The organism is Actinomyces sp. (assembly GCF_030524025.1).
Taxonomy (GTDB): Bacteria; Actinomycetota; Actinomycetes; order Actinomycetales; family Actinomycetaceae; genus Actinomyces.
This window is the reverse complement of sequence record NZ_JAUNHI010000006.1, coordinates 90,803-104,020: the sequence shown is the minus strand read 5'-3', so window position 1 is coordinate 104,020 and position 13,218 is coordinate 90,803. Positions and strand designations below refer to the sequence as shown.

The window sequence follows — 13,218 nt, the reverse complement described above, 5'->3', positions numbered from 1 at the left end:
TCGCGCCGTCCATCTGGGCGGCACCGGTGATCATGTTCTTGATGTAGTCGGCGTGACCGGGGGCGTCGACGTGGGCGTAGTGGCGCTTGTCGGTCTGGTACTCGACGTGCGCGATGTTGATCGTGATGCCGCGCTGGCGCTCCTCGGGAGCCTTGTCGATCTCGTCGAAGGGGGTGAAGGGGTTGAGGTCCGGGTACTCGTCGTGCAGGACCTTGGAGATCGCGGCGGTCAGCGTCGTCTTGCCGTGGTCGACGTGACCGATCGTTCCGATGTTGACGTGCGGCTTGGTCCGCTCGAACTTGGCCTTGGCCACTTGTGCCCTCCTGGGACTCGGGTAGTGCTCTTCGTCGTGAATCGACTAGCACATGCTAGCCGTCCCGGCGCAGAGAGTCTCTACTGATGGGTTGTTGGAAATCTAACTGGAACGGGGCCCGGGGACCAGTGGCCCCCGGGCGTCCCGGGGAGCGGAACAGATCGTTCCACTCCCCGGGCACCGGCGGGTTCGCCCGACGGGGTCACTCGCCCTTGGCCTTGGCGATGATCTCGTCGGCCACGTTCTTGGGCACCTCGGCGTAAGAGTCGAAGGTCATCGAGTACACCGCGCGGCCCTGGGTCTTGGAGCGCAGGTCGCCGACATAGCCGAACATCTCGGACAGCGGGACGGCGGCCTTGATGACCTTGACGCCCACGGCGTCCTCCATCGACTGGATCATCCCCCGGCGGGAGTTGATGTCGCCGATGACGTCGCCCATGTACTCCTCGGGGGTGCGCACCTCGACGGCCATGACCGGCTCGAGGAGAACCGGGGAGGCCTTCTTGGCACCCTCCTTGAAGGCCATCGAGCCGGCGATCTTGAAGGCCATCTCGGAGGAGTCGACCTCGTGGTAGCCGCCGTCGATGAGTGTGGCCTTGACATCGACCACCGGGTAGCCGGCCAGAACACCGGTGAGCATGGCGTCCTGGACACCGGCGTCCACGCTGGGGATGTACTCGCGCGGCACGCGGCCACCGGTCACGGAGTTGACGAACTCGTAGTGCGACTTCGCCTCGCCCTCGGCTGCCTCGGTCTCGTCGAGGGGCTCGAAGGACATGAGGACCTTGGCGAACTGGCCCGATCCACCGGTCTGCTTCTTGTGGGTGTACTCGACCTTGTCGACCTTCTTGCGGATGGTCTCCCGGTAGGCAACCATCGGGTTGCCGACATTGGCCTCAACCTTGAACTCCCGGCGCATGCGGTCGACGAAGACGTCGAGGTGCAGCTCGCCCATCCCGCCGATGACCGTCTGGCCGGTCTCCTCGTCCAGGCGCACCGTGAAGGTCGGATCCTCCTCGGAGAGCTTCTGGATCGCGGTGCCCAGCTTCTCCTGGTCGCCCTTCGTCTTGGGCTCGATGGCCACGTGGATGACCGGGTCGGGGAAGGTCATCGACTCCAGGATGATCGGGGCGCCCTGGGCGCACAGGGTGTCACCGGTGGTGACGTCCTTGAGGCCGATGAAGGCGTAGATGTGGCCGGCGTGGGCCACGTCCACCGGGTTCTCCTTGTTGGAGTGCATCTGGAAGAGCTTGCCGATGCGCTCCTTCTTGCCCTTCGTCGCATTGGCGACGACCTCGCCCTGAGCGACCTTGCCGGAGTAGACCCGCACGTAGACGAGCTTGCCGTAGAAGGGGTGGGTGGCGACCTTGAAGGCCAGGGCCGAGAAGGGCTCGTTCTCGTCGGCCTTGCGGGTGAGGACCTCGTCCTCGTTGCCCGGGACGTGTCCCTCGACGTCGGTGACGTCCAGGGGCGAGGGCAGGTAGTCGAGCACGGCGTCCAGGACGGGCTGGATGCCCTTGTTCTTGAAGGCCGATCCCGCCAGGACCGGGAAGGCCTCGCCGGCCACGGTCAGCTTGCGGATGCCGGCCTTGATCTCGGCAACGCTCAGCTCCTCGCCCTCGAGGTACTTCTCCATGAGGGCGTCGTCGGTCTCGGCGACGGCCTCGACGAGCTCGGCGCGCAGCTCCTCGGCACGGGCCACGAGCTCGGCGGGGATCTCCTCGTACTCCACGATCGAGCCACGGGTGTCGTTGCCGTCGGCGTCCTTCTCGGGGAAGCGGATGGCGCGCATCTCGATGACGTCGACCAGGCCCGAGAACTCGTTCTCGGCGCCGATCGGGAAGTTGATGACCAGGGGCGTGGCGTGAAGGCGGTCGCGGATCGTCTGGACCGAGAAGTCGAAGTTGGCTCCGAGCTTGTCCATCTTGTTGATGTAGCACACGCGCGGAACGTTGTACTTGTCGGCCTGGCGCCACACCGTCTCGGACTGGGGCTCGACGCCCTCCTTGCCGTCGAAGACGGCGACCGCGCCGTCGAGGACGCGCAGGGAGCGCTCGACCTCGACGGTGAAGTCGACGTGGCCGGGGGTGTCGATGATGTTGATCTGGTTGTTCTTCCAGAAGCACGTCGTCGCGGCGGAGGTGATGGTGATCCCGCGCTCCTGCTCCTGGACCATCCAGTCCATCGTCGAGGCGCCGTCGTGGGTCTCGCCGAGCTTGTAGTTGATGCCCGTGTAGAACAGGATGCGCTCGGTCACGGTGGTCTTGCCGGCGTCGATGTGGGCCATGATGCCGATGTTGCGGACCTTGGTCAGGTCGGTCAGCACGTCGAGTGCCACTAGTGAAGTCCTTCGTGTCGTGTGGTGGGGGAGGTCAGGCGGGCGCGGGGACGTCGGCCGGGGCCGCCGGGGCGGTCCCGGCCGACGTGCCGCCGATCACCAGCGGTAGTGGGCGAAGGCCTTGTTCGACTCGGCCATCCGGTGCATGTCCTCGCGACGCTTGACGGCGGCGCCCAGACCGTTGGAGGCGTCGAGGATCTCGTTCATGAGGCGCTCGGTCATCGTGTTCTCCCGGCGCTGGCGGGAGAAGTCGACGAGCCAGCGCAGGGCCAGCGTCGTGGCGCGGTTGGGGCGGACCTCGACGGGAACCTGGTAGGTGGCACCACCGACACGGCGGGAGCGGACCTCCAGGGCCGGGCGGATGTTGTCCAGGGCACGCTTGAGGACGGCCACCGGGTCCTGGTCGGTCTTGGCCCGCACGCCCTCGAGGGCGCCGTAGACGATGCGCTCGGCAGTCGACTTCTTGCCGTCGAGCAGGACGCGGTTGACGAGCTGGGTGACCACCGGGGACCCGTAGACGGGGTCGACGACGAGGGGGCGCTTGGGAGCGGGACCCTTACGGGGCATTACTTCTTCTCCTTCTTGGCGCCGTACTTCGAACGCGCCTGCTGGCGGCCCTTGACACCCTGGGTGTCGAGGGCGCCGCGGACGATGTGGTAGCGGACACCGGGAAGGTCCCGCACGCGGCCGCCGCGAACGAGCACGATGGAGTGCTCCTGGAGGTTGTGGCCCTCACCGGGGATGTAGGCCGTGACCTCGATGCCGGTGGACAGGCGCACACGGGCGACCTTGCGCAGGGCGGAGTTCGGCTTCTTGGGGGTCGTGGTGTACACGCGGGTGCACACACCACGACGCTGTGGGCTGGTCCGAAGCGCCGGCGTCTTGGACGACGTGCGCTTCGAGGAGCGGCCCTTGCGGACGAGCTGCTGAATCGTGGGCACTACTGGTTCTCCATTGTGACGTGCGTCTAGTGGTTCGCTGCCCGCGGGCCGGTGCCGTCCCTCCGTCGCGACGGCGCGCTCCGCCACGGATGAGGGCCGGCCCGCCCGCCGCCGGCCGAGCCGGGGCGCTGCGCCCGGAGCCCCGTGGAGGGGCCCGTCGGTTCCCGCCGCGGCAGACCCGCGTCACGCCCGGACCTGCGTCCGGCTCGCTGGGAACGGAGATGGAGAACGGCGACCCGTCTACGGGCACCGCAGACCAGACTACATCCGGGCACGCGGCACCGCCAGGGACGGAGCCCACCCCTGGGGGTGGCACTCACCACGCCGAGTGCGCCACCGAGTGTGCCGCCGAATGTGCCGCGGCCCTCCACCGTGTCGGAGGGAGACCGCCCCGCCGTGCCATATATACCGAATCTACCGATCTCGAGGTGTCATAAGTCCCGATCTCGGCGAGAAGGTGGGCCCGGGCCCTACTGGCCCGAGCTGACGGTGCCGAGGATTTCGAGGAGCTCGTCGCGCCAGGGCACCTGGACGCCGGTGGCCTCGACCTGGTCGAGGACGTCCTCGACCTGCTGGACCTGGGCGGCGTCGATCTGGCCGGTGTACTGGTCGGCCTCGGCCAGGGTCCGGTCCTTGAGGATGGTTCCACCGTAGTAGCCCGCGCCCAGGACGGCCGCCGTCGGCAGGATGATGGTGCCCAGGAGCAGCAGGCCGGCGGCGAACCTGGGCCGGGAGCGCACGACGGCGGCGATGGCGGCGATGAAGGCCAGGAAGGCGAGCACCGCTCCGGCGGCCATCGCCCCGGCCGCCACGAGGTCGACCGTTTGCGCCCCGTTGAGCACGATGTCGAGGACGTCGATGGACACGAGCAGGGTGTACACCCCCCAGGCGAGCAGGACGACGGCGGCGATGAGCAGCAGTGTGCCGATCGGCAGGGCCGCCGAGCGCCGCTTGGGTGCCCGTGGGCGGCGCGGGCGGGGGGCGGGCTCGGGACGCGCCTGCGGCGCCGGGGACACCGGAGGCACCGGGACATCGCGACCGGGGACCGCCGGACCGGGACCGCTCGTGGCCCAGTCCCCCGCCCCGCCGGCGGGCAGGACTGAGGTCTGCGGCCCGGCGGCGTGGGGCGTGCGGGTGGTGGGCAGCACGGAGGTTCGCGGCACGGCGGCGGGAGGCGGCACGGAGGTTGGCAGAACGTCGGTGGCCGGCTGGCTCCACTGCTCGGCCTGCGGGTCCTCGGCCCAGCCCTGAGGCAGGGCCTGGGTGGCCCACTGCTCGGCCTGCGGGCCCTCCGCCCACCCCTGAGGCAGGGCCTGAGTGGACGCCTCCTGGGGCGTCGATGCCTGCCTCGCCCCGCCCATGATGGACACGCGCTGCGTGGGCGGCTCGGGTGGGGCGCTGGAGAAGCCCCGGTGTTCGTAGTCTGCGGGTGAGGACACTGCTCGGCTCTCCTTGAACGGTGACGCGGTGCGCACGGCCGGAGCGGCCGGCCCGGCGCAGCTCGATCGTACTCAACGGGCCTGGGCAGTCACCGGTGGTGACTGCCCAGGCCCATCGCGCGCTGTCCGCCCCGGGGCGCACCCCGGGCTCAGAACCGGCTCACAACCGGCGCACAAACCGCTCAGAACAGGAAGTCCACGGATCCGGAGAAGTCCGTGCGGAAGTCGTCGGAGAAGTCCGCGCGGAAGTCCGCCCCGAAGGAGTAGTCGTCCAGGGGCACCGAGTCGCCCACGGCGAACACGTCGCCGGTGTATCCCGTGCGGGAGAAGACCTCGGCCTTGACCTCCTCGGTCGGCTCGACCTCGACGTCGGAGTACCGGGCCAGGCCGGTGCCGGCGGGGATGAGCTTGCCCAGGATGACGTTCTCCTTGAGGCCCAGCAGCGGGTCGGACTTGCCGTTCATGGCGGCCTCAGTGAGCACGCGGGTGGTCTCCTGGAAGGAGGCCGCGCTCAGCCAGGAGTCGGTGGCCAGCGAGGCCTTGGTGATCCCCATCAGCTCGGTGCGCCCGGAGGCCGTCTTGCCGCCCTCGGCCATGACCCGGCGGTTCTCCTCGCGGTAGAGGGTCACGTCGACCAGGTCGCCCTGGAGGAGGGTCGTGTCGCCGGGGTCCAGCACGGTCACGCGGCGCAGCATCTGGCGCACGATGACCTCGATGTGCTTGGCGTGGATGTCCACGCCCTGGGAGCGATAGACCTCCTGGACCTCGTCGACGAGGTGGCGCTGGGTGGCGTTGACGCTGCGCAGGCGCAGGACCTTCTTGGGGTCGACGGGGCCCTCGGTCAGGGCGTCGCCGGGCTCGACGTGGTCGCCGTCGAGCACGAGCAGGCGCTGGCGGCGCGAGACCGGGACGATGAGGTCCTCCTCGCCGTCGTCGCGGGTGATGACCAGGCGCTTGCCGTCGGCGTCGTCCTCGATCCGCAGGGTGCCTGCGCCCTCGGCCACGGCGGCCTCGCCCTTGGGGGTGCGGGCCTCGAAGAGCTCCTGGACGCGGGGAAGACCCTGGGTGATGTCGGCGGCGCCGGCCGCACCACCGGTGTGGAAGGTGCGCATCGTCAGCTGGGTGCCGGGCTCGCCGATGGACTGGGCCGCGATGATGCCCACGGCCTCGCCGATGTCGACGCGCTTGCCGGTGGCCAGGGAGCGGCCGTAGCAGGCGGCGCAGGTGCCCACGGCCGAGTCGCAGGTCAGCACCGAGCGGCACACGACCTCCTCGACGCCGGCCTCGATGGCCCGGGCGATGACGGTGTCGCCGAGGTCGGTGCCCGCGGCGATGACGACCTCGCCGTCGGGCCCCCGGACGTCACGGGCGGCGGTCGTGCCGAAGACGGTGGTCTCGAGGATGTCGGAGACCTCCTTAATCCGCTCGCCGTCGACCTCGCGCCAGGTGAACAGGCGCTTGGTCAGGCCCTTGCGGGTGCCGCAGTCGTCCTCGCGGACGATGACGTCCTGGGAGACGTCGACCAGCCGGCGGGTGAGGTATCCCGAGTCGGCGGTGCGCAGCGCCGTGTCCGCCAGGCCCTTGCGGGCACCATGCGTGGCGATGAAGTACTCCAGGACGCTCAGGCCCTCGCGGTAGTTCGACTTGATGGGCCGCTCGATGAGCCGCTGCTTGGGGTCGGCCACGAGCCCGCGCATGCCGGCTAGCTGACGGATCTGGTCCCAGTTGCCACGTCCACCGGAGGCCACCATCTGGTAGACGGTGTTGCGCTCGGGGAAGTTGGCGCGCATCGCCTCAGAGACCTCGGCGGTGGCCTTGGTCCAGATGTCGATGAGCGACTGGTAGCGGTCCTCCTCGGTCAGCGCACCGACCTCGAACTGCTCCTCGATCTCGGCGGCCTCACCCTCGTAGCGGGCCAGGATCTCGGCCTTGGCCTCCGGGGAGACGACGTCGGCGAAGGCGACCGTGATGCCCGACCAGGTCGACCAGTGGAAGCCGTTGGCCTTGAGGGCGTCGAGGGAGGCCGCGACCTCGACACGGGGGAAGGACTCGGCCAGGGTGTTGATGATGTTGCCCAGCGCCTTCTTGTCCACCGTGTAATTGATGTACGGGAAGGCCTCGGGCAGGGCCGTGTTGAACAGCGCCCGGCCCAGCGAGGTCCGCAGGGTGATCGGGTCGCCCTCGGACCAGCCCTCGGGTGCCCGCCAGTCGGTCGGGGCGGTGATGCCCTCCTCGAAGCGGATGTCGGCGGTGGCGTTGACATCGAGCTTGCCGAAGTCGTAGGCCATGACCGCCTCGGCGAAGGAGGAGAAGGAGGGCACGACCGGCTCGCCGGCGGAGTCGAGCTCGACGGCCACGTCCGGGTCCGGCCCCTGGGTGAGGTAGTAGGTCCCGATGATCATGTCCTGGCTGGGCATGGTGACCGGGCGGCCGTCGGAGGGCTTGAGGATGTTGTTGCTCGAGAGCATGAGGATGCGGGCCTCGGCCTGCGCCTCGGCGCCCAGCGGCAGGTGGACGGCCATCTGGTCGCCGTCGAAGTCGGCGTTGAAGGCGCCGCACACCAGCGGGTGGAGCTGGATCGCCTTGCCCTCGATGAGCTGGGGCTCGAAGGCCTGGATGCCCAGGCGGTGGAGGGTCGGGGCGCGGTTGAGCAGGACCGGGTGCTCGCGGATCACCTCGGCGAGCACGTCCCAGACCTTGGGGTTGGCCCGCTCGACCATGCGCTTGGCGGCCTTGACGTTCTGGGCCTCCTTGAGCTCGACGAGGCGCTTCATGACGAAGGGCTTGAACAGCTCGAGGGCCATCTGGCTGGGCAGGCCGCACTGGTGGAGGGCGAGCTGGGGCCCCACGACGATGACCGACCGGCCCGAGTAGTCCACGCGCTTGCCCAGGAGGTTCTGGCGGAAGCGGCCCTGCTTGCCCTTGAGCATGTCGGACAGGGACTTGAGCGGGCGGTTGCCCACGCCGGTGACCGGGCGGCCACGGCGGCCGTTGTCGAACAGGGCGTCGACGGCGTCCTGGAGCATCCGCTTCTCGTTGTTGACGATGATCGTCGGGGCGCCCAGGTCCATGAGCCGCTTGAGGCGGTTGTTGCGGTTGATGACCCGGCGGTACAGGTCGTTGAGGTCGGAGGTCGCGAAGCGGCCGCCGTCGAGCTGGACCATGGGACGCAGGTCCGGCGGGATGACCGGGATGGAGTCGAGCACCATCGACTCCGGGGCGGTGCCGGTGACCCGGAAGGCGTTGATGACCTTGAGACGCTTGATGGCGCGGGTCTTGCGCTGGCCGGTGCCGTTGGCCACGACCTCGGCCAGGGCAGCCGCCTCGGCCTCGAGGTCGAAGTTGCGCAGGCGCGCCTGGATGGCCTCGGCGCCCATGGCGCCCTTGAAGTAGATGCCGTAGTCGGCCACCATGTCGCGGTAGAGGACCTCGTCACCCTCGAGGTCGCCGACCTTGAGGGACACGAAGCGGTCCCAGACCTTGTCCATGTGCTCCAGGGTGCGGGCGGTCTTGCGGCGCAGAGCGGTCATCTCCCGCTCGGCGACCTTGCGCAGCTTCTCGCGCTGGGAGGCCTCGGCCCCCTCGGCGTCGAGCTGAGCCAGGTCGGCCTCGAGGCGCTGCTGGCGGGCCTCGACATCGGCCAGCCCGGCCTCCTCGACGTGCTTCTTCTTGACCTCGAGCTCGTTGCGCAGGCTGGGCAGGTCGTCGTGACGGCCCTCCTCATCGACCTCGGTGACCATGTAGGCGGCGAAGTAGATGACCTTCTCGAGGTCCTTGGGGGCCAGGTTGAGCAGGTAGCCCAGGCGCGAGGGCACGCCCTTGAAGTACCAGATGTGGGTGACGGGGGCGGCCAGCTTGATGTGCGCCATGCGCTCACGGCGCACCTTGGAGCGCGTGACCTCCACGCCGCAGCGCTCGCAGACGATGCCCTTGTACCGCACCCGCTTGTACTTGCCGCAGGCGCACTCCCAGTCACGGGTGGGGCCGAAGATCTTCTCGCAGAACAGGCCGTCCTTCTCCGGCTTGAGGGTGCGGTAGTTGATGGTCTCGGGCTTCTTGACCTCGCCGTGAGACCAGGACTTGATGTCCTCGGCGGTGGCAAGGCCGAGCTGGATCCTGTCGAAGACGTTGGCGTCGAGCACAGTTCCTACTTCCGATGGTCACTGTCATCAGGTGTGTTGCGGGGGGCGTCCGTGCCGTGGTTCCACGACGGCACGGGGCCCGGTGGGCGTCCCGGGAGGGGCGGCGGGGCCGCCCCTCGACCGGGGCCCGTGTGGCGTCAGATCTCGTCGACGGCGGAGACGGTGGCCCCGCCGGGGCGCCGGCCCAGGTCGAAACCGAGCTCGTCGGCCGCGCGACGCGTGTCGTCGTCGGTGTCGTCCAGGCCGATGACATTGCCCTCGGCGTCAAGGGCCTCGACGTTCAGGCACAGGGACTGCATCTCCTTCATGAGCACCTTGAAGGACTCGGGGATGCCCGGCTCGGGGATGTCCTCGCCCTTGACGATCGCCTCGTAGACCTTGACCCGGCCGTTGACATCGTCGGACTTGACGGTCAGCAGCTCCTGGAGGGCGTGGGCGGCGCCGTACGCCTCCATCGCCCAGACCTCCATCTCGCCGAAGCGCTGGCCGCCGAACTGGGCCTTACCGCCCAGCGGCTGCTGGGTGATCATCGAGTACGGCCCCGTCGAGCGGGCGTGGATCTTGTCGTCCACAAGGTGGTGGAGCTTGAGGATGTACATGTAGCCCACCGAGATCGGGTACGGGAAGGGCTCGCCGGAGCGCCCGTCGAAGAGCCGGGCCTTGCCGTTGGGCTCCACGAGCAGGGCGCCGTCGGGGTCGGGCAGGGTCGAGTCGAGCAGACCCATCAGCTCGTCGTCGCGCACGCCGTCGAAGACCGGGGTGGCCACGGGCGTGCGCGGCTCGGCGCGCACACCGTTGTCGGGCAGGCGCAGGGCCCACTCCTGGCCGGCCTCGCGGGCAGCGGTGGCGTCCCAGCCCCGGGAGGCGACCCAGCCCAGGTGGAGCTCGAGGACCTGTCCGACGTTCATCCGGCTGGGCACGCCCAGCGGGTTGAGGATGACGTCGACCGGGGTGCCGTCGGCCAGGAAGGGCATGTCCTCGACCGGGTTGATCTTGGAGATGACGCCCTTGTTGCCGTGGCGGCCGGAGAGCTTGTCGCCGACGGTGATCTTGCGGCGCTGAGCGATGTAGACCCGCACCATCCGGTTGACGCCCGCGGGCAGCTCGGCGTCCTCGGTGGAGGCGTCGAACTCGCGCACGCCGGTGACGATGCCGTACTCGCCGTGGGGCACGCGCAGGGAGGTGTCGCGGACCTCGCGGGCCTTCTCCCCGAAGATGGCGCGCAGGAGCCGCTCCTCGCTGGTCAGCTCGGTCTCCCCCTTGGGGGTCACCTTGCCCACGAGGATGTCACCGCTGCGGACCTCGGCTCCGATGCGGATGATGCCGCGCTCATCGAGGTTGGCCAGCGTCTCCTCGCTCACGTTGGGGATGTCGCGGGTGATCTCCTCAGCGCCGAGCTTGGTGTCCCGGGCGTCGACCTCGTGCTCCTCGATGTGGATCGAGGTAAGCATGTCCTCGGCCACGACCCGCTGGGACACGATGATCGCGTCCTCGTAGTTGAGGCCCTCCCAGGTCATGAAGGCCACGAGCAGGTTCTGGCCCAGGGCGAGGTCGCCCTCGCTCGTGGCCGGCCCGTCGGCCAGGACCGAGCCGATCTCGACCCGGTCTCCCTCGGAGGCCACCACCCGCTGGTTGTAGCAGTTGCCCTGGTTGGAGCGGCGGAACTTCGCGGCCTTGTAGACCGTCTCGGTGCCGTCGTCATTGGCCACGCGCACGAAGTCGGCGCAGACCTCGGTGACGACACCGCCCTTGGCCGCGATGAGGACGTCGCCGGCGTCGACGGCGGTGCGTCGCTCCATGCCCGTGCCCACAAGAGGGGCGTCGGGACGGATGAGCGGGACGGCCTGGCGCTGCATGTTGGCGCCCATGAGGGCGCGGTTGGCGTCGTCGTGCTCGAGGAAGGGGATGAGCGAGGTGCCCACCGACACCATCTGGCGCGGGGAGACGTCCATGAGGTCGACCTGGGAGGCCGGCACGAGGGCCGGCTCGCCCCCGGTGACCCGGCACAGGACGTGGTCCTCGGCGAAGCGGCCGTCCTCGGTCAGCTCGACGTTGGCCTGGGCGATGACGTGACGGTCCTCGTCGTCGGCTGTCAGGTAGTGGGTCTCGTCGGTGACCCGGCCGTCGACGACCACCCGGTAGGGGGTCTCGATGAAGCCGAAGGGGTTGATGCGCCCAAAGGTCGCCAGCGAGCCGATGAGGCCGATGTTGGGGCCCTCGGGGGACTCAATGGGACACATCCGCCCGTAGTGCGAGGTGTGGACGTCGCGAACCTCCATGGAGGCGCGCTCGCGCGACAGGCCGCCGGGGCCCAGGGCGGACAGGCGCCGCTTGTGGGTCAGACCCGCCAGGGGGTTGTTCTGGTCCATGAACTGACTGAGCTGGGAGGTTCCGAAGAACTCCTTGATCGCCGCGGTCACGGGCCGGATGTTGATGAGGGTGTTGGGCGTGATCGCCTCGACGTCCTGGGTCGTCATGCGCTCGCGCACCTGGCGCTCCATACGGCTCATGCCGGTGCGCACCTGGGACTGGATGAGCTCGCCCACGGCGCGGATGCGCCGGTTGCCCAGGTGGTCGATGTCGTCGAACTCGATGGCGATGTCGACGATCTCGCCGTCGCGCACACCCTCGACCGTCTTGGCGCCCGCGTGCAGGGCCAGGAGGTACTTGATGGCGGCGACGATGTCCTCGATGCGCAGGACCGACTCGGTGAGGTCGGCGGCCAGGCCGAGCTTCTTGTTGATCTTGTAGCGGCCGACCTTGGCCAGGTCGTAGCGCTTGGGGTTGAAGTAGAAGTTCTCGAGCAGGGTGCGGCCGGCCTCGACGCTCGGGGGCTCGCCCGGGCGGATCTTCTTGTAGATGTCGAGCAGGGCCTCGTCCTGAGTGGTGACCTTGCGGTCCTCGTCGAGCACCGAGGTCAGGGCCGGGTAGTCCTGGAACTCCTCGCGGATGTCGGACTCCTCCATGCCCAGGGCCAGGAGGAAGACGGTGATGTCCTGCTTGCGCTTGCGGTCGACGCGCACGGCCACGTGGTCGTTCTTGTCGATCTCGAACTCGAGCCACGCCCCGCGCGAGGGGATGAACTTGACGTTGTAGACGTACTTGTCGGTGGCCTTCTCGGTGGCGCGCTCGAAGTAGACCCCCGGGGAACGCACGAGCTGGGAGACGACGACGCGCTCGGAGCCGTTGACGATGAAGGTGCCCTTGTCCGTCATGAGCGGGAAGTCGCCCATGAAGACGGTCTGGGACTTGATCTCCCCGGTGGAGAAGTTCTCGAAGTCGGCCACGACGTACAGCGGCGCCGAGTAGGTCAGGTCCTTCTCCTGGCACTCCTCGGCCGTGTACTTCGGCTCCTCGAAGCGGTGGTCGTGGAAGGACAGGGCCATCGTCTCGCCGAAGTCCTCGATCGGGGAGATCTCGTCGAAGATCTCCTCCAGGCCCGAGGTCTCGGGCAGTGCGCCCGGCCGCTCGGCGTTGGCGGCCGCCACGCGGGCGCGCCACCTCTCGTTGCCGACGAGCCAGTCGAAGCTCTCGGTCTGCAGGGCGAGAAGGCTGGGAGCCTGCATGGGCTCGGCGATCTTCGCAAAGTTGATGCGACGCGACGCGGTACGCGCGGCGATGTCAGCGGCGGTGGGTGCAGAGGTGCGCGAGGCAGCCAAAGGGGGATCCTTCCCTCATCTCGGGGACCACTCTGCGTTCACGGTGCGTGCGGATCCTTGGTTACCATTCCAACGATCGCCCGGCCTACTCGACCGGGCGCCGCGGGCCAGCTGCGGATGCCAGTGCGCACAATGGACGCAAAGCGCTAGCGTACACGCACCCCCCTGGACCATCTACGGGGAGCGGGTCGCAGTCCTTGCGATTCTCGCCACAGTCACGCATACTGCCCCGCGGGGCGACCGGGGCCTCCTGCCGGAGAGGCGGAGGGGCGGTCCTCGATCTGGCCTGGGTGAGTAGGCCCACGGGGCGGGGTCGGCGGTCGCGGGCGGCCAGGGAGCGGCTCGCGCCGGCGCACCGGTCGGACCGCCCCGGCTCGAGGCCGGCA

At 69.1% G+C, this 13,218-nt stretch carries 7 protein-coding genes; all 7 read right to left on the bottom strand.

Translation table 11 applies throughout. The annotated features are described in order from the left end of the window. Positions 1 to 313: GTP-binding protein (locus Q4C85_RS04355; protein WP_303139976.1), on the bottom strand; the 313-nt coding region annotated here is incomplete at its 3' end. A gap of 202 nt (positions 314 to 515) precedes the next feature. Then, a complete protein-coding gene (fusA, locus tag Q4C85_RS04350; RefSeq protein ID WP_303139974.1) occupies positions 516 to 2,651 on the bottom strand; it encodes an elongation factor G in 2,136 nt (711 codons plus the stop codon). 96 nt (positions 2,652 to 2,747) lie between these two features. Continuing rightward, positions 2,748 to 3,218, bottom strand: coding sequence for a 30S ribosomal protein S7 (gene rpsG, locus Q4C85_RS04345; protein WP_303139972.1), 471 nt, complete (start codon positions 3,216 to 3,218; stop codon positions 2,748 to 2,750). Beyond that, complete coding sequence (gene rpsL / locus Q4C85_RS04340; protein ID WP_126382266.1) at positions 3,218 to 3,592, bottom strand: 30S ribosomal protein S12; 375 nt, start codon at positions 3,590 to 3,592, stop codon at positions 3,218 to 3,220. The genes rpsG and rpsL overlap by 1 nt, the downstream gene beginning before the upstream one ends. A 470-nt stretch (positions 3,593 to 4,062) precedes the next feature. Beyond that, a complete protein-coding gene (locus tag Q4C85_RS04335; protein WP_303139967.1) occupies positions 4,063 to 5,031 on the bottom strand; it encodes a hypothetical protein in 969 nt (322 codons plus the stop codon). Between the two features lie 182 nt (positions 5,032 to 5,213). Further along, positions 5,214 to 9,173: a DNA-directed RNA polymerase subunit beta' gene (locus Q4C85_RS04330; RefSeq protein WP_303139965.1), complete on the bottom strand. Its 3,960-nt coding sequence runs from the start codon at positions 9,171 to 9,173 to the stop codon at positions 5,214 to 5,216. 137 nt (positions 9,174 to 9,310) lie between these two features. Then, a complete protein-coding gene (rpoB, locus tag Q4C85_RS04325; protein WP_303139963.1) occupies positions 9,311 to 12,832 on the bottom strand; it encodes a DNA-directed RNA polymerase subunit beta in 3,522 nt (1,173 codons plus the stop codon). Between the last annotated feature and the right edge of the window lie 386 nt (positions 12,833 to 13,218).

Excerpts from the sequence above, each read along its gene's own strand:
- rpsG (WP_303139972.1), bottom strand. The coding sequence starts at position 3,218 with ATGCCCCGTAAGGGTCCCGCTCCCAAGCGCCCCCTCGTCGTCGACCCC.